General features: G+C 61.3%; 20 protein-coding genes. 6 read left to right on the top strand and 14 right to left on the bottom strand.

Annotated elements, in window-relative coordinates:
* Nucleotides 1-441 precede the first annotated feature (441 nt).
* From rpmH to mnmE, 5 genes are all read left to right on the top strand, one after another.
* Nucleotides 442-579, top strand: coding sequence for a 50S ribosomal protein L34 (gene rpmH, locus ACN9M3_RS31040; RefSeq protein WP_078035393.1), 138 nt, complete (start codon nucleotides 442-444; stop codon nucleotides 577-579).
* 21 nt (nucleotides 580-600) lie between these two features.
* Nucleotides 601-1,008, top strand: a complete 408-nt coding sequence (gene rnpA / locus ACN9M3_RS31035; protein ID WP_426319733.1) for a ribonuclease P protein component — start codon at nucleotides 601-603, stop codon at nucleotides 1,006-1,008.
* On the top strand, nucleotides 1,005-1,238 hold the full coding sequence (gene yidD, locus ACN9M3_RS31030; protein WP_426166301.1) for a membrane protein insertion efficiency factor YidD: 234 nt from the start codon (nucleotides 1,005-1,007) through the stop codon (nucleotides 1,236-1,238). Before rnpA ends, yidD begins: the two co-directional genes overlap by 4 nt.
* 8 nt (nucleotides 1,239-1,246) lie before the next feature.
* Nucleotides 1,247-2,986, top strand: a complete 1,740-nt coding sequence (gene yidC / locus ACN9M3_RS31025; RefSeq protein WP_426319731.1) for a membrane protein insertase YidC — start codon at nucleotides 1,247-1,249, stop codon at nucleotides 2,984-2,986.
* Nucleotides 2,987-3,120: 134 nt separating this feature from the next.
* The gene (gene mnmE, locus ACN9M3_RS31020) at nucleotides 3,121-4,500 is read left to right on the top strand and encodes a tRNA uridine-5-carboxymethylaminomethyl(34) synthesis GTPase MnmE (protein WP_426319729.1); all 1,380 of its coding nucleotides are present in this window, start codon (nucleotides 3,121-3,123) and stop codon (nucleotides 4,498-4,500) included.
* A 7-nt stretch (nucleotides 4,501-4,507) separates the two neighbouring features.
* Here mnmE and ACN9M3_RS31015 read toward each other — a convergent pair whose 3' ends face one another.
* The 4 genes from ACN9M3_RS31015 to ACN9M3_RS31000 all read right to left on the bottom strand — a co-directional run bounded on the left by ACN9M3_RS31015 (nucleotide 4,508) and on the right by ACN9M3_RS31000 (nucleotide 7,730).
* Nucleotides 4,508-4,882 carry a VOC family protein gene (locus tag ACN9M3_RS31015; protein WP_426319727.1) on the bottom strand — a complete coding sequence of 125 codons (375 nt, stop codon included), beginning with the start codon at nucleotides 4,880-4,882 and terminating at the stop codon, nucleotides 4,508-4,510.
* A gap of 31 nt (nucleotides 4,883-4,913) precedes the next feature.
* The gene (locus ACN9M3_RS31010) at nucleotides 4,914-5,636 is read right to left on the bottom strand and encodes a helix-turn-helix transcriptional regulator (RefSeq protein WP_426319725.1); all 723 of its coding nucleotides are present in this window, start codon (nucleotides 5,634-5,636) and stop codon (nucleotides 4,914-4,916) included.
* A gap of 456 nt (nucleotides 5,637-6,092) precedes the next feature.
* Nucleotides 6,093-6,692 carry an Hpt domain-containing protein gene (locus ACN9M3_RS31005; protein WP_426319723.1) on the bottom strand — a complete coding sequence of 200 codons (600 nt, stop codon included), beginning with the start codon at nucleotides 6,690-6,692 and terminating at the stop codon, nucleotides 6,093-6,095.
* A 48-nt stretch (nucleotides 6,693-6,740) separates the two neighbouring features.
* Nucleotides 6,741-7,730, bottom strand: a complete 990-nt coding sequence (locus ACN9M3_RS31000) for a CAP domain-containing protein (RefSeq protein WP_426319721.1) — start codon at nucleotides 7,728-7,730, stop codon at nucleotides 6,741-6,743.
* 113 nt (nucleotides 7,731-7,843) lie between these two features.
* On the opposite strand from ACN9M3_RS31000, the gene pssA reads away from it, so the two are divergent.
* Nucleotides 7,844-8,626 (top strand): CDP-diacylglycerol--serine O-phosphatidyltransferase, encoded by a 783-nt coding sequence (pssA, locus tag ACN9M3_RS30995; RefSeq protein WP_426166280.1) that lies wholly within the window; start codon nucleotides 7,844-7,846, stop codon nucleotides 8,624-8,626.
* A gap of 106 nt (nucleotides 8,627-8,732) precedes the next feature.
* Here pssA and ACN9M3_RS30990 read toward each other — a convergent pair whose 3' ends face one another.
* Genes ACN9M3_RS30990 through ACN9M3_RS30945 form a run of 10 tightly spaced genes read right to left on the bottom strand, consistent with a single transcriptional unit; the run spans nucleotide 8,733 to nucleotide 18,092 of the window.
* Nucleotides 8,733-9,608, bottom strand: coding sequence for an aldo/keto reductase (locus ACN9M3_RS30990; protein ID WP_426319719.1), 876 nt, complete (start codon nucleotides 9,606-9,608; stop codon nucleotides 8,733-8,735).
* Nucleotides 9,608-10,753 carry a D-alanyl-D-alanine carboxypeptidase family protein gene (locus tag ACN9M3_RS30985; RefSeq protein WP_426319717.1) on the bottom strand — a complete coding sequence of 382 codons (1,146 nt, stop codon included), beginning with the start codon at nucleotides 10,751-10,753 and terminating at the stop codon, nucleotides 9,608-9,610. The genes ACN9M3_RS30990 and ACN9M3_RS30985 overlap by 1 nt, the downstream gene beginning before the upstream one ends.
* Before the next feature lie 38 nt (nucleotides 10,754-10,791).
* On the bottom strand, nucleotides 10,792-11,424 hold the full coding sequence (locus tag ACN9M3_RS30980) for an alpha/beta hydrolase (RefSeq protein WP_426323888.1): 633 nt from the start codon (nucleotides 11,422-11,424) through the stop codon (nucleotides 10,792-10,794).
* Nucleotides 11,424-11,744 carry a (2Fe-2S) ferredoxin domain-containing protein gene (locus tag ACN9M3_RS30975; RefSeq protein WP_055932001.1) on the bottom strand — a complete coding sequence of 107 codons (321 nt, stop codon included), beginning with the start codon at nucleotides 11,742-11,744 and terminating at the stop codon, nucleotides 11,424-11,426. The genes ACN9M3_RS30980 and ACN9M3_RS30975 overlap by 1 nt, the downstream gene beginning before the upstream one ends.
* 25 nt (nucleotides 11,745-11,769) lie before the next feature.
* Nucleotides 11,770-12,960: a VanZ family protein gene (locus ACN9M3_RS30970; RefSeq protein WP_426319715.1), complete on the bottom strand. Its 1,191-nt coding sequence runs from the start codon at nucleotides 12,958-12,960 to the stop codon at nucleotides 11,770-11,772.
* A 3-nt stretch (nucleotides 12,961-12,963) separates the two neighbouring features.
* Entirely contained in the window at nucleotides 12,964-13,638 is a 675-nt protein-coding gene (locus ACN9M3_RS30965; protein ID WP_426319713.1) for an ABC-type transport auxiliary lipoprotein family protein, read from the bottom strand.
* Between the two features lie 19 nt (nucleotides 13,639-13,657).
* Entirely contained in the window at nucleotides 13,658-14,596 is a 939-nt protein-coding gene (locus tag ACN9M3_RS30960) for an MlaD family protein (RefSeq protein WP_426166263.1), read from the bottom strand.
* Between the two features lie 10 nt (nucleotides 14,597-14,606).
* Nucleotides 14,607-15,446, bottom strand: a complete 840-nt coding sequence (locus tag ACN9M3_RS30955; RefSeq protein WP_426166260.1) for an ABC transporter ATP-binding protein — start codon at nucleotides 15,444-15,446, stop codon at nucleotides 14,607-14,609.
* Nucleotides 15,446-16,567, bottom strand: coding sequence for an MlaE family ABC transporter permease (locus ACN9M3_RS30950; protein ID WP_426166257.1), 1,122 nt, complete (start codon nucleotides 16,565-16,567; stop codon nucleotides 15,446-15,448). Before ACN9M3_RS30950 ends, ACN9M3_RS30955 begins: the two co-directional genes overlap by 1 nt.
* A gap of 46 nt (nucleotides 16,568-16,613) precedes the next feature.
* Nucleotides 16,614-18,092 carry a DUF4080 domain-containing protein gene (locus tag ACN9M3_RS30945; RefSeq protein ID WP_426319709.1) on the bottom strand — a complete coding sequence of 493 codons (1,479 nt, stop codon included), beginning with the start codon at nucleotides 18,090-18,092 and terminating at the stop codon, nucleotides 16,614-16,616.
* Between the last annotated feature and the right edge of the window lie 308 nt (nucleotides 18,093-18,400).

The raw sequence follows: 18,400 nt of genomic DNA, 5'->3' as shown, positions 1-18,400 counted from the left end.
GAATCTATCTATATGCAAAAAGTGTGGGAGGGCGTTCGTAATCGCCACACGTAACGCGCTATTCTAGCCGCTAAGTCGGAAGTTATCCACAGGTTAACCAGAAATTTTGCACAAGCGTGCTGGGGTTGGGTTTTTCGCAACCAACCCGGTAACCCGGTGCCTGACCCGCAGGGTCAGGCACCGATCCGCGGCTGCCGCAGGCTGGTGTCAGACCCTGCGGGTCTGACACCGTTTTACCGGTTTGCAGCGGTTTAAGTGGTTGACAGTAAACCGAAAAATCCTGATAATTCTGGGTTCCCCGCCCGTAGTCCGTAATTTTTCAGATACGATGCGCGGATTTAGCGGGCAGTGAGATTGGCGCAGTGCGCGAAATGTCATTGGCACCAACATTTTTAGGGACACCTTTCCCGTCCCGATTTTGTATTTTTAAGCGAGACCAACATGAAACGTACTTACCAACCTTCCGTTGTGCGTCGCAAGCGCACCCACGGCTTCCGCGCCCGTATGGCTACCCGTGGTGGCCGTCAAGTCCTGAACGCACGTCGTGCAAAAGGCCGCAAGCGTCTGGCTGTAGTTTAAGCACGCTTGTTAGCTGATCGCGTGGAAAGCTGTCCTAACAGCTCGACAGGCGAAGGCAGACACGACTTCGCTCGCGCTCGGCGCATCATAAAAACGGATGAATTTTCATCCGTTTTTAGTTTGCGGCCAACGCAGAAGAGCGCGCACTTCGTGCTCTATACCCGCCAGAACCAGCTGCCGAATGCGCGGCTGGGCATTGTCGTTGCCAAACGCTTTGCACCGCGCGCGGTTACCCGCAACACCATCAAGCGCGTCACGCGCGAACTGTTCCGCGTGTCCAGCCTGCCTTCCATTGATTGCGTGGTGCGCCTGTCGCGCCCCGTCAATAGCAAGGACGGCCCGGCCACCACGGCCAAGCTGAAGGCCGAACTGCGCCAGGAACTGACGCGCCTCTTTGCATCGGCTAACAAGGCCAGGCCGGCAAAATGAAAACGCTGCTGACCATCCTGCTGCGCTTTTACCAATGGGTCATCCGTCCGCTGATGGGTGCACCGAGTTGCCGTTTTTACCCTAGCTGCTCCAACTATGCGCTCGAAGCTGTGCGCGAGCATGGTGCGGCTCATGGCAGTTACCTGGCGTTTCGCCGGGTTTGCCGCTGCCATCCCTGGAACGCGGGCGGGGTCGATCCCGTGCCGCCCAAGCACTTCAACCACTCCTGAAGAACCGAATGGATATCAATAAACGCTCAATCCTCTGGATCGTCTTCGCGGTCTCGCTGGTTATCCTGTGGAATAACTGGATGATCTCGACCGGCAAGCCGTCCATGTTTGCTCCGGCTCCTGCCAAGCCAGCCGCCGTAGCTTCGGCCTCCGCGACTGCCGCGGGCACGCCTGCTTCTGCTGCCGCTGCCGCCGGCGCTGCCGCCGCGGTGAATGGCACTGCGGTTGCTGCTCCGATCAAGACCGAAGTGGTGACCATCACCACCGACGTGATGCGCGTCGATATCGACACCCTGGGCGGCACCATCAAGCGCCTGGAACTGCTGAAGCACAAGGGCAGCGCCGATCCGGGCTGGCTGGGCGGCTGCTGGGGCCTGTTCGAGTTCTGCAAACCTAAGGGTGGCAACAACACCGAAGTGCTGTTCAGCGAGAACGGCAAGCATATCTACCTGGGCGAGACCGGCCTGGTGAACGCGCCTAACCTGCCTAACCACCAGACTCCATTCGTGGCCCAGCCGGGCGCGCGCGTGCTGAACGACGCCAACCAGGTCAAACTGGTGCTGGAAGCGGAGCAGGGCGGTGTCAAGCTGGTCAAGACCTTCACCTTCAAGAAGGGCGACTACGTGGTGGACGTGCAGCATACCGTCACCAATACCGGCGCCGCGCCTGTGAGCCCTCAGCTCTACCTGCAGCTGAAGCATGACGGCACTCCGCCGGAAGGTTCGGGCTTCATGAACCCATCGTTCATCGCACCGACCATGTACACCTCGGAGAGCCACTATAAGAAGTACGAGTTCAAGCAGATCGAGAAAGATGCCAAGTCGCTGGCGGAAGATCCCAAGTTCAAGCCTGGCCACGTGACCGAGGCAAAGGACGGCTGGGTCGCCATTGCGCAGCACTTCTTCGTGTCCGCTTTCGTGCCGCAGGATAAGCTGGAGCGCACTATCTTCACCAAGAAAGAAGGCGACAACCTGTACTCCATCGGCGTCGTGCAGCCGCTGGGCACCCTGGCGCCTGGCGCGTCGGTGACCAACAATGCCCGCCTGTACTCCGGCCCGCAAGACACCGACACCCTGAAGCAAGTGACCGAAGGCCTGGACCTGGTCAAGGACTACGGCTGGCTGGCCATCGTGGCGCGCCCGATGTGGGCGGCAATGGCTGCCATCCACTCCGTGGTTGGCAACTGGGGCTGGACCATCATCGCCTTCACCGTGGCGATCAAGCTGCTGTTCTTCCCGCTGTCCGCCGCTTCCTTCCGCTCGATGGCGAAGATGAAGACCGTGACGCCGAAGATGACCGCCATCCGCGAGCGCTACAAAGGCGATCCGCAGAAGATGAACCAGGCCATGATGGAGCTGTACAAGACCGAGAAGATCAATCCTCTCGGCGGCTGCCTGCCTATCCTGGTGCAGATGCCGGTGTTTATCGCCCTGTACTGGGTGCTGAACGCGTCGGTTGAAATGCGTGGCGCTCCATGGGCGCTGTGGATCACCGACCTGACCCAGCACGACCCATGGGCGATCCTGCCGATCCTGTACGCGATTTCGATGTACATCACCACCCGCCTGAACCCGCAGCCTGCGGATCCGGTGCAGGCCAAGATGATGATGTTCATGCCGATTGCCTTCTCGGTCATGTTCTTCTTCTTCCCGTCCGGCCTGGTGCTGTACTGGGTGGTGAACAACCTGCTGTCGATTGCGCAGCAGTGGGTGATTACCAAAAAGCTTGAAGTTGGCGTCGCCAAGTAAGTAATGAAAAGCCCGCGCCAGACGCGGGCTTTTTTTAACCGGTAAACCGCCGAAACCCCAGGCCGTGGAGCAGACAGTGTCAGACCCTGCGGGTCTGACACAGGTTTACCGGTTTTAGAGAATAAAATCACCAAATGAACCTAGACTCCTCCCCCATCGCAGCAATCGCCACAGCCCCCGGCCGCGGCGGCATCGGCGTCGTGCGCGCCAGCGGCAAGAACCTGCAGGCGCTGGCAAAAGCCCTATTCAAGGACGCAGACCTCAAGCCCCGCCACGCCACCTACATCCCCTTCACGCAAGCCGACGGCACCGTGATCGACCAGGGCATCGCAATCTGGTTCAAAGCCCCGCACTCCTACACCGGCGAAGACGTCATCGAGCTGCAAGGGCACGGCGGCCCGATCGTCCTGCAAATGCTGCTGCAGCGCGTGCTGGAAGCCGGCGCCGAACAAGGCCTGCGCCTGGCCGAACCCGGCGAATTCACCCGCCGCGCCTACCTGAACGACAAGCTGGACCTGGCCCAGGCCGAAGCCGTCGCCGACCTGATCGACGCCTCCACCGAAGCCGCCGCCAAATCCGCCAGCGCAAGCCTGAGCGGCGCCTTCTCGCAGACCATCCACGCCCTGGTGGAGCGCGTCACCCACCTGCGCATGCTGGTGGAAGCCACGCTCGACTTCCCGGAAGAAGAAATCGACTTCCTCGAAAAGTCCGATGCACGCGGCCAACTGAAAGGCATCGTCGAAGCCCTCGACCAGGTGTTCAAGCAAGCCTCGCAAGGCGCGCTGCTGCGTGAAGGCCTGAACGTGGTGCTGGTCGGCCAGCCGAACGTGGGCAAGTCCTCACTCCTGAACGCACTGGCCGGCGCCGAAGTCGCCATCGTCACGCCGATCGCCGGCACCACGCGCGACAAGGTCAGCGAGACCATCCAGATCGAAGGCATCCCGCTCAACATCATCGACACCGCCGGTATCCGCGGCCACGATGAAACGGTGGACGTGGTGGAGCGCATCGGCATCGAACGCACCTGGGGCGAAGTGGGCAAGGCCGACGTCATCCTGCACCTGCTGGACGCCGACCACGGCCCGACCCGGCATGACGAAACCATCGTCGCGAACTTCCCGCAAGGCGTGCCGGTGCTGCGCATCTGGAACAAGATCGACCTGTCGGGCCATAAGCCGTCGGTCGACCAGATGGCCGATGCAACGCACATCTACCTTTCCGCCAACGAGAAGACCGGCATCGACCTGCTGCGCGCGGAACTGCTGCGCATCGCCGGCTGGCAGCAGACCGGCGAGTCGCTCTACCTCGCGCGCGAACGCCACCTGATCGCCTTGCGCAACGCGTCCCGCCACCTTGACTATGCCGGCCAGCACGCGGCGCAAACCGACCAGTCGCTGGACTTGTTCGCGGAAGAACTGCGTCTCGCGCAAGTGCAGCTTTCCACCATCACCGGCGAGTTCTCCTCCGACGACCTGCTGGGCGTGATCTTCTCCCGCTTCTGCATCGGCAAATGAAGCACCGCTAATTGGCGGGACGGGAGAAGATGTTGACGAGATTGCCGTCAGGGTCGCGTAGCAGCAAGGAGCGGTTCCCCCACGGCATTCTCGTTGTCGGCATGACGATATCAACGCCATTGCCGGCTACCCGCTCGAACACTGCATCCACGTCGCTGACTTCAAACTCCAGGATTGCTGATTGATTGGCTGCCGCTTTTGCCGCTCCCACATTGAACAGGGCGATCAGCCGTTCTGAAGAAAGGGCCAGCACGGCCCCGTTGAAGTGGATTTCTGCAAAACCCTCTGCGGGACGATTTGCCGCGATGCCGGAAAGGTGCTGGTAAAACGCGATCATGCTGTCGAGATCCTGCGTCACCACGCGTACCGATGCGAATTTCATTCTGAGCTCCTGGTTTGAAAGAGGAGCCAGTTTAAGTTCCTATCCTGCCAGATTCTGGCAGTATTGATTCGGCGGCTTCCCGATGGGCCTTGCGCCATTCGCGCAGCAGGGCGGCGCGTCGCTTCGGATAGCGTTCATGCGTTTCCGCTGTTGCCAGAATCCGATCTGCACGGAAGTTGCGGAAGCCGTTTCTCAGCTCGCACCAGCACATCAGCACCCTGGCCTGGTCAAAATAGACCAAGGCAAAAGGCCACACTACGCGTTGCGTCCGGATGCCGCTGCCATCCGCGTAAGTGATCAGCAGCTTCTGTTCGGAGCGCACGGCATTGCGCAGCATGTCGGGAGACGGTGGGTTGCCCGGCCTGCGCAATGGGGCGCCAACCAGCAGTGCCGACTCATCCAACTCGCGCCGCAACTCTGCAGGCAACACGGCTGAAACCTTGGCCAACACATTCATGGCTCCCTCGACCAGCGTCGGGTCGCAACGATCCGCGACCCAGCGCATGCCCAGCACCAGGGCATCCAGCTCTTCCGAGCCAAACATCAAGGGCGGCAGCATAAAGCCGGGCTTCATGACGTAGCCGATACGCGGTTCGCCTTCAATCATGGCCCCTTGGGCCTGCAGGCTGGCGATATCGCGATACAAGGTGCGGATGCTGATGCCAAGTTCATTGGCCAGGACCTGGCCGCTGACCGGGCGGCGGTAGCGCCGCAGGACTTGCAAGAGATTGAGCAGGCGTTCGGAACGTGACATGGGTTTGGCAGTTGCAGTGAAATCGGGATGCAAAGATAAGGCATCTTCGCGGCTTCCGCATCATTGTGATGTCACGGAACAAAGTCCTATCGCGCCGGCGCATCCCATTGGAATATTTATGTTTCTTTTGGTGCGCTGGCGCACGTTGCGTCCCCTATGCCACTGATTTAATCCTGCTATTATTTTGTTGAGGCAGGTCATGCTCCTGTCCGCGCAAAGCAGTAACCTTGGTTCCAGGGCTTGTCAGTAAAGGGGAATATCGTGGAGACGCAACAGGAAATCCCACCCGCACAAAGTGTCGCAACGGCCGAGCGTCCAAGCGGCGTGCGCCAATCGCTGCCTCCCAAAGGCTCCTGCTGGTACTGCGAAAAACCCTTGGATGCAGTGCGCCGGTTCTGCGGCAAGGAGTGCGCGGATTCCTTCGATGAAGAGGCGCACTTCTCAGGTTGATAGCGGCTAGAGTTCCATCTCCAGCACGTCCAGCGCAGTCTCGAAATCGAATGCATGCGTAGCCGCCGCAATCATCTGGAAGGTCGGCACGCCCAGCGCAGTTGCCAGGATCGTCGCCGATTTCTCCACCAGGTCGATGGCCGCGCCATCACCTTCACGCAACAGTCCCACCAGTTCTTCGATCAGTGCGCGCAATTGCGCGGGATCGACGGCGGGCGTTTCGCTCGATGCGGCTTTGTCGCCATGCTCGTGTAGCAGGTCGTCGATGCTGCCGCAGGTTTCGCGCAGCAGCACCTCGAGTTGCGCTACCAGGGCGGCCGGGTCGGCGCCGTCGGCGATCGCGTTTTCCACCAGGACTGCCTGGTCGTGCACCAGCTGCGCGCCAATCAGGCCGGCGGAACCTTTCAGGGAGTGCGCTGCCAGTTGCGCCTTGGCGTCCAGCTGCTGCGCGAGCAGCGACTGGATACGTTCACAGGAATCGCGATAGTCCTGCAGGAAGCGGCGCAGGATTTGAAGATACAGCGCACGCTCGCCCATCAGGCGATCCAGTCCCTCCTCGATGTCGAGGCGCTGGCGTATTGGTGCGCTGGAAAGAAGCTTGTTCATCAGGACAGAATTTAGCACTCTGTCCCGATGTGGGCTAGGGGCGGGACTCTATTTTGTCGTAAATGACCAGTTTTTCGTCACGGCGATGCCGTCGACCGTGCCCACGAAGCTGACGTCATACGTCGTGTTGGACAGCAGCGTTGTCAGCGGAACAATGGCTGCGGACTGTTTCCGCGTGTGTTCGGAGTCCGTCGCGCTCGTCAACAGGCGCGTGGCGAGCGGCGAACCTCCGCGCGGGCGGATCGTGAAGTTTGCCGCCGTCACCTTGATGCCGTCGGTGGTGGTGATATCCGAGTGAATGCTGACCGGGTAGCCGACACGATTCAGGTTCGGCACCGGATCGGGCGATTCGGTATCGCTGTCGAACGAGGTCGGGACAGAAACCTGGCCATTCTTCGGGTAGGTAACCGTGTTGCCTTTACCCAGACCGGCGCCAAAGCCGTTGTGGGTCGCCATGTCGGAGGTGAAGTAGGTGTAGCCGCTGCCCGAGCTCGAGGCGCCAGTACCCATCTCGCGGAACTGGGGTTCGAAGATCACGAAGCGGTGATAGATCGCAGCGATCAATTCTTCCGCGTGGTAGAAGCCAGAGCGGTCGCTGGCAGCGGAAATCACTTCGCCATAGGCATAGTTGTTATCGCCCAGGATGTAGCTTGCGCTGGCCAGGCGGTCCGGCAACGTCGCACCGGTGAAGCCTGGGTTGCCAGGCACCTCGTCGTGCGACACGATGTTATTCAGGCGCAGGTAGTTCGAGTGCGCCAGGGCAGCCTTGTTCAGGAATTCATTACACGACAGCATATCCAAGCCAATGTCGGCGCGGCGGTAATTGAACCAGTTGAAGCCGTCGATGGCCGTATCGCCCGTAGCGCCCGGCAGGCCGGTCGGCGAAACAACGCACGATGTGGTTGGCGGATTGGTCACCGGCGGGTTCAGTACCGGCGGCGCGGAACTGTCACCGCCGCCGCCGCCACCGCAAGCGGTAAGCAAGGCTGCGACCAGCAGGGCTATCGGCTTTTGGTGCCATTTAATGAGGGTATTCATAATGAACTCCTTTATGGCGCGATTCTATGCCAATTTCAGGCAATATGTGTTTCTTTTGTAAATCCTCGAGCAGGGTAAAATAGCCTTTCCTTTTTGATCATCATTGCCTTAATTTGAATACTCAACGACATCAGCGACTCCAACGCGCCAAATTTGCCTTACCAAGCACGGTAACGCTGCTCTCGATCGCCTGCGGCTTTGCCAGCATCGTGATTTCCGTCGACAACGCCCATCTCGGGCTGGCGCAGGACTACCGCCTGGCGGCCGCTTTGCTGGTGCTGGCCGGGATCTTCGACGCGCTGGATGGCTTCGTGGCGCGCGCCACCGGTACCGGTTCCGACTTCGGCGTGCAGCTCGACTCGATTGCCGACGTGATGAACTTTGGCTGCGCACCTGCGGTGCTGTTGTACTGCTATGGCTTCGTGCAAATGGGGCCGGCGGATCCGACCCTGCTGCGGATTGGCGGGATTGCGGCGTTCTTCTTCGTGGCTTGCGGTGCGCTGCGGCTGGCGCGCTTCAATGTGAATGTGGGGCGGACCGATCCGAAGTACTTCGTGGGGATGCCGATTACCGCGGGCGCGGCTTGCGTGGCGTCGGTGGTGGTGGCGTGGCCGGAGTTTCCGGATTCGAGCCTTGAGGGGTATTTCGTCGTAGCCCTGCTGTTTGTGGTGGGCAGCCTGATGGTGTCGACCATTCGCTTCCCTAGCTCGAAGCAGAAGAAGTCCACCGCGGCGCTGGTGCTGCTGGCGGTGAATGTGGGGCTGCTGGTCTGGCTGCGGGCTTATTACTTTGTGCTGTTCTTTGTGGTGTACATTGCGTTCACTGTGGGGCTGAACCTGGCCTGGCGTGCTGGATGGCGCGGGATTGCGCCGCCGCAGGTTTTTCCGGATGACTGATTAGAACCGGTAATTCGGTGTCAGACCCGCAGGGTCTGACACCTGTCCAGCGGCCGCCGCGTATCGGTGCCTGACCCTGCGGGTCAGGCACCGGGGTGCCGGTTTTTCAGGCCACTTCATGCCCCCGCGCCGCACGCAGGATCTCAAACCACTGCGGCCTGCTAAGAGAAAACTGCGTCGCTTCGACCGCCACCTGGACCGACTCAATGCGACCAGAGCCAGTCAAAGGCACCGGCCTGCAAGGCAACTGCATAATCCAAGCAAACACCACGCTCGCAAACGGACGATTCAATTCATCCGCCACTTCCTTGATCTTCAAGCGCAGCCGCTCGCCCTGCTCGTCGCCGGCGGTGAACAAGCGTCCGCCGCCCAAAGGCGACCAGATCATCGGCTGCACGCCCAGGTCCTGCAGCCCATCGAAAGTCTCATCAAACATCGGCTCCAGGTGCAGCGGAGAAAACTCCACCTGGTTGGTCGCCAGCGGCACCCGCTTGTTCAGCGTCTCGAACTGATGCCGCGAAAAGTTCGACACCCCGAACTCCCGCACCTTCCCCTCAGACCGCAAGCGCTGGAACGTATTTGCCACCTCATCGAAGTCCATCAAGGGATCAGGACGATGAATCAGCAGCAAATCCAGGTAATCCGTGCGCAGCTCCTTCAGCGAATTCTCCACCGACGCCACGATATGCGCGGAGCTGGTGTCGTAATGCTGGATGGTATGCGTCGGCCGGCGGCCGGAAACCAGCTTGATGCCGCACTTGCTCACAATCTGTATCTGCTCGCGCAGCGCAGGCTTCAACGCCAGCGCTTCGCCGAACAGGCCTTCCACGCCATAGCCGCCGTAAATGTCGGCATGGTCGAAGGAAGTCACGCCCAGCGCGATGCACTGCTCGATGAAGGACAGCCGCTGCTGCGGCGTCATGTCCCATTCGGTCATGCGCCACATGCCCGCGACGATGCGGGAAAGGCCCAGTTTCGCCATTACTTCATCCACAGGCGCACGGAATCCCATGCGCGGCCGAAGATCGAAGCCTGGTCAACCGTTTCGAGCGCCACCACCGGCAGTTCCAGCAGCGGTTTGCCATCCACCATCATCTTCAGCGTGCCGACGCGGGTATTGGCGGCGATAGGCGCCACCAGCGGGTCCTTGCGCTCCAGCAGGGGCTTCATCTTGGCTGCTACGCCCTTTGGCACGGTCACCAGCACGTCGTTGGTGAAGCCGATCTTCACGGTCGCCTGCGAACCTTTCCAGATTTCCGGGGTATAGACAGCCTGGCCCTTGGAATACAGCTTCACGGTGTCGAAGTTCTGGAAGCCCCAGTTCAGCAGCTTCTGGCTTTCCGCGGTACGGGTACCGTCGGAATTGGTGCCCATCACCACCGAGATCAGGCGGCGCTCCAGGTTGCCGGCCGGGCGCTTGGCCGAAGCCACCATGCAGTAGCCGGCCGATTCGGTATGGCCGGTCTTCATGCCGTCGACGGTCGGGTCGAGCCACAGCAGGCGGTTGCGGTTCTGCTGGGTGATCTTGTTGTAGGTGAAGCTCTTCACCGAATCGATCTTGTAGAACTCAGGGTAGTCCTGGATCACGTGGCGCGCCAATACGGACAGGTCGCGCGCCGTGGTGTAGTTCTCCGGCGAAGGCAGGCCGTGCGCGTTGGCGAAGTGGGAGTTGGCCATGCCCATGCGCTGCGCTTCACGGTTCATCAGGGTGACGAAGGTCGATTCGTCGCCGGCTACGGCTTCCGCCAACGCCACGGCGGCGTCATTGCCGGATTGGACCATCAGGCCGTACAGCAGGTCGTTGATCGAGACCGGGGTGGCCGGGTCGATGAACATCTTGGACGAGCTGGAGTCCACTTTCCATGCCTTGACCGACACGTTCACCTTCTGGTCCAGGGTCAGTTTCTTGTCCTTGAGGGCCTGGAAGGTCAGGTAGGCGGTCATGATCTTGGTCAGGGAAGCCGGTTCCACGCGCGAATCCGGGTCCTGGGCGGCGATCACCTGGCCGCTGGAGGAATCCAGCAGCAGCCAGGATTTGGCGGCGATGGTCGGCGGCGGCAGCGTCTGCGCCACCGCGGAAGTCATGAGCAGCACACTGGTTGCCAGTGCAGCGATGATCTTTTTCATTGGTGCTTGTTCTTACGAGTAGGGGTTGCGGGGGGAAATTATTGTGCTTTCGATCCCCACAAGGCGATCACCCAGTTCTTGATGTGACCGAGCTTGCGGTGGAAGAAATGGTCGGCGCCGGGAATCACGATCACAGGAATGTCCTGCGGGCGTGCGTAATCCAGCACGTCGATCAACGGGATCGTTTCATCGTTTTCGCCGTGGATCAGGATGGTGTCTGCCGGTACGCCGGCGATCTGCCATTTGGCAGCGGCGGTACCGACCAGCACCAGGCGTTCCGCCGGGGTGCCGGCAGCGGCCAGGCGCTGCGCCAGGTGCGATTGCACGAAGGTGCCGAACGAGAATCCCGACAGCGACACCGGCAGGCCGGGGAAGCGCTGCACCATGTGCTGGTACAGGATCATCATGTCGTCGGTTTCGCCGTGTCCGTGGTCATGTACACCCTCGGATGCGCCCACGCCGCGGAAGTTGATGCGTGCAGCCACATAGCCCAGCGCCACGAAGGTGCGCGCCAGGGTTTGCGCCACCTTGTTTTCCATGGTGCCGCCGTACAGCGGGTGCGGATGGGCCACCAGGGCGATGCCTTTCGGCGTACCGGCCGGCATGTCGATCAGGCCTTCCATCAGGCCGGCGCCGCCCTGCAGCGAAAACTTCTCGGAATTCTTGTTCATCATTTGATTTTCAGGCGCTCTACTTCTTTGCCGTTGACCAGGTGGCTGTCGACGATTTCGTCGATGTCGGCAGTGTCAACGTAGGTGTACCAGGTGCCTTCGGGGTAGACCACGGCGACCGGGCCGTGTTCGCAGCGGTCCAGGCAACCGGCGGAATTGATGCGCACCTTGCCTTCGCCGTTCAGGTTGAGTTCCTTGCAGCGTTTCTTGGCGTGCTTTTGTGCGGCTTCGGCGCCGCGCGGGCCGCAGCTTTCGCGGCCGTCATCACGGTGGTTCGTACAGAAGAACACGTGATGCTTGTAGTATTGGTTGTCGCTCATCTGAAGCCTTTCTTAATGCAGGCGCTTATTTTACCGGGGTTTCCCGGGTTTCCTTGTTCAGCTTGTGCGATGGGAGGCAAAGGTACCAGAGGGCTGCCAATGGCCACGCCAGCGACAGGAACTGGGCCGCGCCGTAGAAGTTGAGGAATTTCGCCCGCACCCAGGTCTGCAGCGTTTCGCTGAAGTAGGGATTGGTCGGGGTGGTATTGACGATCAGGAGGCTGAGCAGCAGCGTCGCCACCGCCAGCCGGCGCTGCGCCACGTGGGGCGCGAAAATCAGCCCGCCCAGCATGATCACGCCGATCAGGAAGCCGCCCTGCGCGCCCGGCGTGACCCATACGAAGGCCGAGTCGGGGCCGAGCTGCAGCGCGGTCGAGAGTGATTTCACCAGCACGGCGGCGACCACCAGCAGGGCCACCAGCGGCGCGCGCGGAGCCGGCTTGCGCAGGATGCACAGCAGGGTCAGGGCGGCGCCCACCATGCCGCAGGCGGTAACGATGGTCTCGGACAGCCAGTACTGCTCCACCGTCAGCGTCACGTCCGGCCGCACCATGGCAGCCAGGTCGATCTCCATGTCCAGCAATTCGCTGAGCCACTCGGACAGGATCGGCAGCAGCTGGCCCAGGCCGAACAGGAAGCCTTGCGGGTAGATCTGGGTCAGCGGCCATAGCGCCACCAGCACCAGGCCCTGGCTGGCGTGCTGGGCGAACCAGCGCTGGCGCAGCTTGTAGGCGTTGCTGGTGTCCATCAGCTTGTGCGCGGTCAGCGCGCCGATGAAGGCGCCGATGATCGAACCTGCACTGTTGGTGTAGAAGTCCAGGTTGGAGGAAACGCGGGTCGGCAGGTAGGTCTGCACCGCTTCCATCGTGCCGGAGACCAGCATGCCGGCAATGCTGGCCAGCAGGAAGGCCCAGAAGCCGGTGATCCTGGGCCGCATCGCATAGACCAGCAGCATGCCGAAAGGGATGTAGCCGATCACGTTGATGCCGGCATCAAAGCCCGTCCAATAGCGCGGCAGCGAAGTCCATTCGAAGAAGATCAGCGGCGACAGCCCCTGGTTCTGCCAGCCGGAGAAGGGGAACCAGCTCGCATACACGATCAGCACCGTATAGGCGAGCAGGGTGGCACGTGCCACCGGTGAGCCGGTACGTACCGGCGGCTTGGGGGCCGGGGCAGGCGTCGGCGCGGGAGCTGGGGCGGGCGCTTCTTCGCTCATGGTTTACTTGGGCATGCTTGCCAGCCAGGCCAGGATGTCGGCGGCGATGCCGTCGGTGCTTTCGGCCAGTGCGCTAGCGCCACCTGCCGCGTCGGCGCTCGGTGCCTGCGCAGTGCGGCTGAAGGTGCGCTGGTCGACCAGCTTGTGGTTGCGGAATACCGAGGCGCGCAGGGTGATGCTGGCGCTGCTCCGGGTGGCGCTGTCGAAGTTCTGCGAGAACTCGTCTGCCTCGAGGCGCAGCAGGGGCAGGCCGCCGGCCGCGTCGGTGGTCGACACGACCTTGACGCCGGCTTGCGCGATGCGGGCTTTCAGGCGCTGCGACAGCAGCTGCAGCGGCGTTACCGACCAGTTGTTGTAGGCATAAGGGCGTGACTGGCGGGCGTCGGCATACATCAGGCGGTAGAACATGCGCTGCGTGTCCAGCGAAGCCGGCCCGCTCACGTCCGATACGACCAGGGCTGGAATTCCAGCTGCCGGGCCGGCGGCGCCATTGCTGCCATTGGTGCCATTGATGCCGTCGGTGCCGCTGCTGCCTGCGGTGGCGGACGCCAGGCTGGCTGCCGGCAACGGTGCGCCCATCGGCCCGAAGTCGTAGGAGGTCGGCTGCGGGCCCTTGCTGGCGCAGCCGGCCAGCGCGGCGGCAGCTGCAACGGCGATCAGGAGTTTGTTTTTCTTCATTGCTGGTCCTTGTTTGCCTTTATTTTCCCGTCGGGTCAAAGCCAGGTTCGCCCGGTCCCGGCGGCGTGCCGGGCGCGCCGAACAGGATACTCGATGGGCGATCGCTAATATTATTCATGGTGCGGCGAATGGCGCGCATGGAAGACTTGGTCTCGTCGGCCAGCCCGGTCACGCCCGGCAGGGTTTCCAGTTCAACCCCGCTGGCCACCGCCTCGACGGAAGTCGTCGCGCGATCGACGGAAGCGGTAATGCGCTGCACGGCGCCGTCCGGCCCCTGCAGCGTGCGCGCCACCTTGCTCGCCTCATTGGCCAGCGTATCCACCGACTGCAAGGCGCGGTCGCCGTGCTCCACCAGCGCAGGGATCTTCTGCACGGCCGGATCCAGCTTCGCTGCCAGGTCCTTGTAAGAGTTGGCTGCCTCGCTCACGTCGCTGAAGGCGGCCAGCATCGTCTTCTGGTTATCTGGGCTGAGCAGGGTATCCAGCTTTTTGCCTACTTCTTCCGCCTTTTCCAGGATTGCCGTGCCGCGCTTTTCCAGCTGGTCGAACAGGCCTGGCTGCAGCGGGATGCGGCTCGGGTTTTGCTTGCTGGTCGCCAGCGCCGGAGAGCCGACAGATTCGTCGTCCAGCTGGATATAGGCAATGCCGGTTACGCCCTGGTAGCCCAGCGTCGCATACGTGGTCTTGGTAATCGGCGTCGCCGGGTCGATGCTCAGGTGGATCAGGATCTGGCCGGCCAGCTTGGGGTCGAAATCGATGTCGTCCACCTTGCCGATTTCGAGCCCGCGATAGCGCACCGCCGCCTGCGGATTCAGTCCGGGCACCGACTGCGTGGTCGCAATCAGGTAAGGGTCGTACTTCACCCGGTCGCGATTGAACCAGATGCCGAACAGGATCGCCGCGATCAGCAGCGAGATCGTGAAGATGCCTGTCATCAAAGCGTGTGATCTGTTTTCCATGCCTTGCTCCTTATTCCAGGGCCTCCAGCGCGCGCTTGCCGCGGTCGCCCAGGAAGAATTCCTTGATAAACGGGTGATCGGTCTTGATCACCTCGCGGGTCGGCCCGATCGCCAACACATGTTTTTCCGCCAGCACTGCAATGCGCGTGGACAGCGCGAACAGCGTATCCAGGTCGTGCGTCACCATTACCACGGTCAGGCGCAGCTCGCGGTGCAGGGACTTGATCAGCGACACGAAGCTCTCCGACAGGTCCGGGTCCAGGCCGGCGGTAGGCTCGTCCAGGAACAGCAGCTTCGGCTCCAGCGCCAGGGCGCGTGCCAGCGCCACGCGCTTGATCATGCCGCCCGACAGGTCGCTCGGCATCTTGTTCGCATGTTCCGGCCCCAGGCCCACCATATTCATTTTCAGCAGCACCGCATCGCGGATCAGGTGCGGGGGCAGGGTGCCGAGTTCCATCATCGGCTGCGCTACGTTCTCGAACACCGTCAAGGCGGAGTACAGCGCGCCCTGCTGGAACAGCATGCCCCAGTGGTTGCGCAGTTCCTGCAGGTGGCCCTGGGACGCGACCGTGATGTCCTCGCCGAAGACGCGCACGCAACCCCTGGTTGGGCGTTCCAGTCCCAGCATCTGCCGCAGCAGCACGGTCTTGCCGGTGCCTGATCCGCCCACGATCGACAGGATTTCGCCATTCTCGATGGTCAGGTTCAGGTCATTGTGGATGACCGTGCGGCCGAATTTGGTCTGCAGGTTGGTGATCTCCACCGCAGGCACGCTGCCATCGAGCGTCAGCTTGCTCTCGCTCTCGGGGCAGCCGCAGTTTTCCTCTTCTTGTTGTGGCAGGTCGTTCATCAGTAACCCACTCCATTGAAGACGATCGCAAATACCGCGTTCGCCAGGATGACCACCGTAATCGCCGTGACCACCGAAGTGGTGGTGCCGCGGCCAAGGCTTTCCGTATTCGGTTCGATGCGCAGGCCAAAGTGGCAGGACACCATCGCAATCAGCATGCCGAACACCGCGCCCTTGAACAGGCCGATGTAGTAGTTCGCCAGCGGCACGACCTGCGGCAGCTTCATGATGAAGTAGCGGATCGACAGGTTCAGCTCCACTTTCGCGGCAATCATGCCGCCGATGAGCGCCGCCGCGTCGGTCCAGATCACCAGCAGGGGCATGGAGATCGCCAGCGCAAGCACTTTGGGCATGATCAGGCGGTAGCCGTGCGAAATGCCCATGACGAGCATCGCATCCAGTTCTTCCGTCACGCGCATCACGCCCAGTTGCGCAGTGATGGCCGATCCGGAGCGGCCCGCCACCAGGATCGCCGCCATCAATGGGCCCAGCTCGCGCACGATCGACATGCCGAGCAGGTTGACCAGGTAAATGTCGCCGCCAAAATTACGAAGCTGCTGCGCCGACAGGTAAGACAGCACCACGCCGATCAGGAAGCCGACCAGCGCGGTAATGCCCAGCGCCTGGAAACCGGCGTGGAAAATATTGGCTGAGATTTCGCGCCACGGCCCGCGCATCGGTTGCGTGGCAAAACGCCCCACGTCCTGCACCACCGAGCCAATCAACTGCACGAAGCCCCGCATATGTTCGAGGAAGTGCAGGACGCCAAAGCCCAGCGTGGTCACCCAGCCGAAGCGCTCCTTGCGCGGGCGCGGCATTTCCAGCTTGCCGGCAGTCTCGATGCGCTTGAAGATTTCTTCCTGCCCGTTGACCAGCTTCAGCTTGGCCGGGCGTTTGTAGTCCCAGGCGCTCCACAGCAGTTGCGCGCCGACGTGGTCCAGCATTTCAACACCGCTCAAGTCCCACTCGACTGCGTGGATGTCTTTCACATGATCCAGGCAGCCGGATATCGCCTTCATTACCCGCTTGCTGGCGAGTGCACTGACTTGCCAGGTTCCCCCGGCTGAAACCGTGCGCCCGTCTGGGCTGATAGATAACGTTGGCTCTTGAGCAATAGGCATGCCACCAGTGTAAAAGAGTTTCGCCTGTCGCGCCACTCAGCGCGGGTCACGCTGCCAGGTGCCGCACCTGCCGTGCCGGCGCAGCGCTTGCAGGCGCCGTCGACTTCTGTTTCACCCCGTGTCCATCGCGTGCCAGCAGTTCAGCTACCGCTGCGGCGTCCATGCCGGCAACCCCAAGCCAGCGCCCGACCATCACTGCCAGCCGGTCCAGCGCAATCCTGTGCGTCGCGTCCGTGTTGGCATAAAGCCAATCAGAAAACGCCATAAACGATTTAAACGGAGTGTCACCCAGCAGCACAGGCACGGCATGCGTGAAGCGTCCCGAATTCGCTACAAGATCCCAGAAGCGCGCGAACCGCACCAGGCGCTGCATGGTTGAAAAATCAATATCGCGGTTGGCCAGGATCGTATATGGCGGGTAGGGGTCGTACACCATCCCGAATTCCTGGGTATGGCGGATGATCGGCGTGCCGCGCAGCCGCTTCAGGATGCCGAACTGGATTTCATGCGGGCCCAAGGCCCACAGCTTGTCGAAGCCTTCCGCGAAGCTCTCGACGGTTTCGCCGGGCAGGCCGGCAATCAGGTCGACGTGCATGTGCACGTCCGAATGCTCGCAAAGCCAGCGGATATTGTCGGCGGCCTTGGCGTTGTCCTGCTTGCGTGAGATGTTGGCCTGTACCACAGGGTTGAAACTCTGGATGCCGATTTCGAATTGCAGCGTCCCGGGTGGGAACTTCGCGATGCCTTCCTTCAGTGCATCCGGCAAATGATCCGGCACCAGCTCGAAGTGGGCATATACCGGATCGTCTGGCGCGGCGGCCAGCTTATCCAGGAAGAACTGCATGATCTTCAGGCTGGTCTTGATATTCAGGTTGAAGGTGCGGTCCACGAACTTGAAGGTGCGGGCGCCGCGGGCGTGCAGCGCTTCCATCTCCGCTAGGAAGGCATCGATATTGAACGGCCACGCAGTCTTGTCCAGCGACGACAGGCAGAACTCGCACTTGAACGGACAGCCGCGCGAGGCTTCTACATATAAGGTGCGGTGCGCGATGTCTTCATCCGAGTAGATCGAATATGGCAGCTTGATCTCCGCCATGGGCGGCTGCACGCCTGCGTGCACCTTCATCAAGGGCTTCGGGCCGTTCAGGATTTCGCCGCACAATTTAGGGAAGGTCACGTCTCCCCATCCGGTCACGATGTAGTCGGCCAGGCGTGCAATCTCCTGCTCGCCCGTTTCGTACGATACTTCCGGTCCACCAAGAACAATGACCAGGTGTGGCGCCACGCGCTTCAGCGTCGCCACCAGGCGGCAGGTTTCCTCGACGTTCCATATATAGACGCCGAACCCGACGATCTTGGGCTGTGCTGCCAGGATGCGCTCCACCATCTCGGTCGTCTTCGCGCCGATCACGAATTCCTGGATGCGCGTCTGCGCCTGCAGCTCCCCCATATTGGCGAGCAGGTAGCGCAGCCCGAGCGAGGCATGGGTGTAGCGCGCATTGAGGGTGGAAAGCAGGATAGTCATGACAGCAGCGAAACCGATTTGCGAAACCTGACATTTTACTCTTGCGCGCAGGCCCCGGGTCCGCTATAGTTCTGTCCCTCGCGACGCAGCGCAGTCAAACGACAACGCAGCGAAGCGAAAAAGATGGGGTTGACGAGTTATACGAAACACTGCATAATCTCGCTTCTCTGCTGCTGACGAACACAACGCTTCGTCGAACAAACAAGGCAGCGATCTTTAAAAATCAACAGTCGATAAGTGTGGGCGTTTGACGATATGCCCGGACCTTCGGGTCCGATGCTCAAAATATACGTTATAACGCTCGCACA

Origin of the sequence: Pseudoduganella sp. R-43 (assembly GCF_049913255.1) — a bacterium.
In the GTDB taxonomy this organism is placed as follows: domain Bacteria; phylum Pseudomonadota; class Gammaproteobacteria; order Burkholderiales; family Burkholderiaceae_D; genus Rugamonas.
This window is presented reverse-complemented; position numbering and strand designations above follow the sequence as displayed.

Excerpts from the sequence above, each read along its gene's own strand:
- rpmH (WP_078035393.1), top strand. The coding sequence starts at position 442 with ATGAAACGTACTTACCAACCTTCCGTTGTGCGTCGCAAGCGCACCCAC.
- yidD (WP_426166301.1), top strand. The coding sequence starts at position 1,005 with ATGAAAACGCTGCTGACCATCCTGCTGCGCTTTTACCAATGGGTCATC.
- yidC (WP_426319731.1), top strand. The coding sequence starts at position 1,247 with ATGGATATCAATAAACGCTCAATCCTCTGGATCGTCTTCGCGGTCTCG.
- mnmE (WP_426319729.1), top strand. The coding sequence starts at position 3,121 with ATGAACCTAGACTCCTCCCCCATCGCAGCAATCGCCACAGCCCCCGGC.
- ACN9M3_RS31015 (WP_426319727.1), bottom strand. The coding sequence starts at position 4,882 with ATGAAATTCGCATCGGTACGCGTGGTGACGCAGGATCTCGACAGCATG.
- ACN9M3_RS31010 (WP_426319725.1), bottom strand. The coding sequence starts at position 5,636 with ATGTCACGTTCCGAACGCCTGCTCAATCTCTTGCAAGTCCTGCGGCGC.
- ACN9M3_RS31005 (WP_426319723.1), bottom strand. The coding sequence starts at position 6,692 with ATGAACAAGCTTCTTTCCAGCGCACCAATACGCCAGCGCCTCGACATC.
- ACN9M3_RS31000 (WP_426319721.1), bottom strand. The coding sequence starts at position 7,730 with ATGAATACCCTCATTAAATGGCACCAAAAGCCGATAGCCCTGCTGGTC.
- ACN9M3_RS30990 (WP_426319719.1), bottom strand. The coding sequence starts at position 9,608 with ATGGCGAAACTGGGCCTTTCCCGCATCGTCGCGGGCATGTGGCGCATG.
- ACN9M3_RS30985 (WP_426319717.1), bottom strand. The coding sequence starts at position 10,753 with ATGAAAAAGATCATCGCTGCACTGGCAACCAGTGTGCTGCTCATGACT.
- ACN9M3_RS30980 (WP_426323888.1), bottom strand. The coding sequence starts at position 11,424 with ATGAACAAGAATTCCGAGAAGTTTTCGCTGCAGGGCGGCGCCGGCCTG.
- ACN9M3_RS30975 (WP_055932001.1), bottom strand. The coding sequence starts at position 11,744 with ATGAGCGACAACCAATACTACAAGCATCACGTGTTCTTCTGTACGAAC.
- ACN9M3_RS30970 (WP_426319715.1), bottom strand. The coding sequence starts at position 12,960 with ATGAGCGAAGAAGCGCCCGCCCCAGCTCCCGCGCCGACGCCTGCCCCG.
- ACN9M3_RS30965 (WP_426319713.1), bottom strand. The coding sequence starts at position 13,638 with ATGAAGAAAAACAAACTCCTGATCGCCGTTGCAGCTGCCGCCGCGCTG.
- ACN9M3_RS30960 (WP_426166263.1), bottom strand. The coding sequence starts at position 14,596 with ATGGAAAACAGATCACACGCTTTGATGACAGGCATCTTCACGATCTCG.
- ACN9M3_RS30955 (WP_426166260.1), bottom strand. The coding sequence starts at position 15,446 with ATGAACGACCTGCCACAACAAGAAGAGGAAAACTGCGGCTGCCCCGAG.
- ACN9M3_RS30950 (WP_426166257.1), bottom strand. The coding sequence starts at position 16,567 with ATGCCTATTGCTCAAGAGCCAACGTTATCTATCAGCCCAGACGGGCGC.
- ACN9M3_RS30945 (WP_426319709.1), bottom strand. The coding sequence starts at position 18,092 with ATGACTATCCTGCTTTCCACCCTCAATGCGCGCTACACCCATGCCTCG.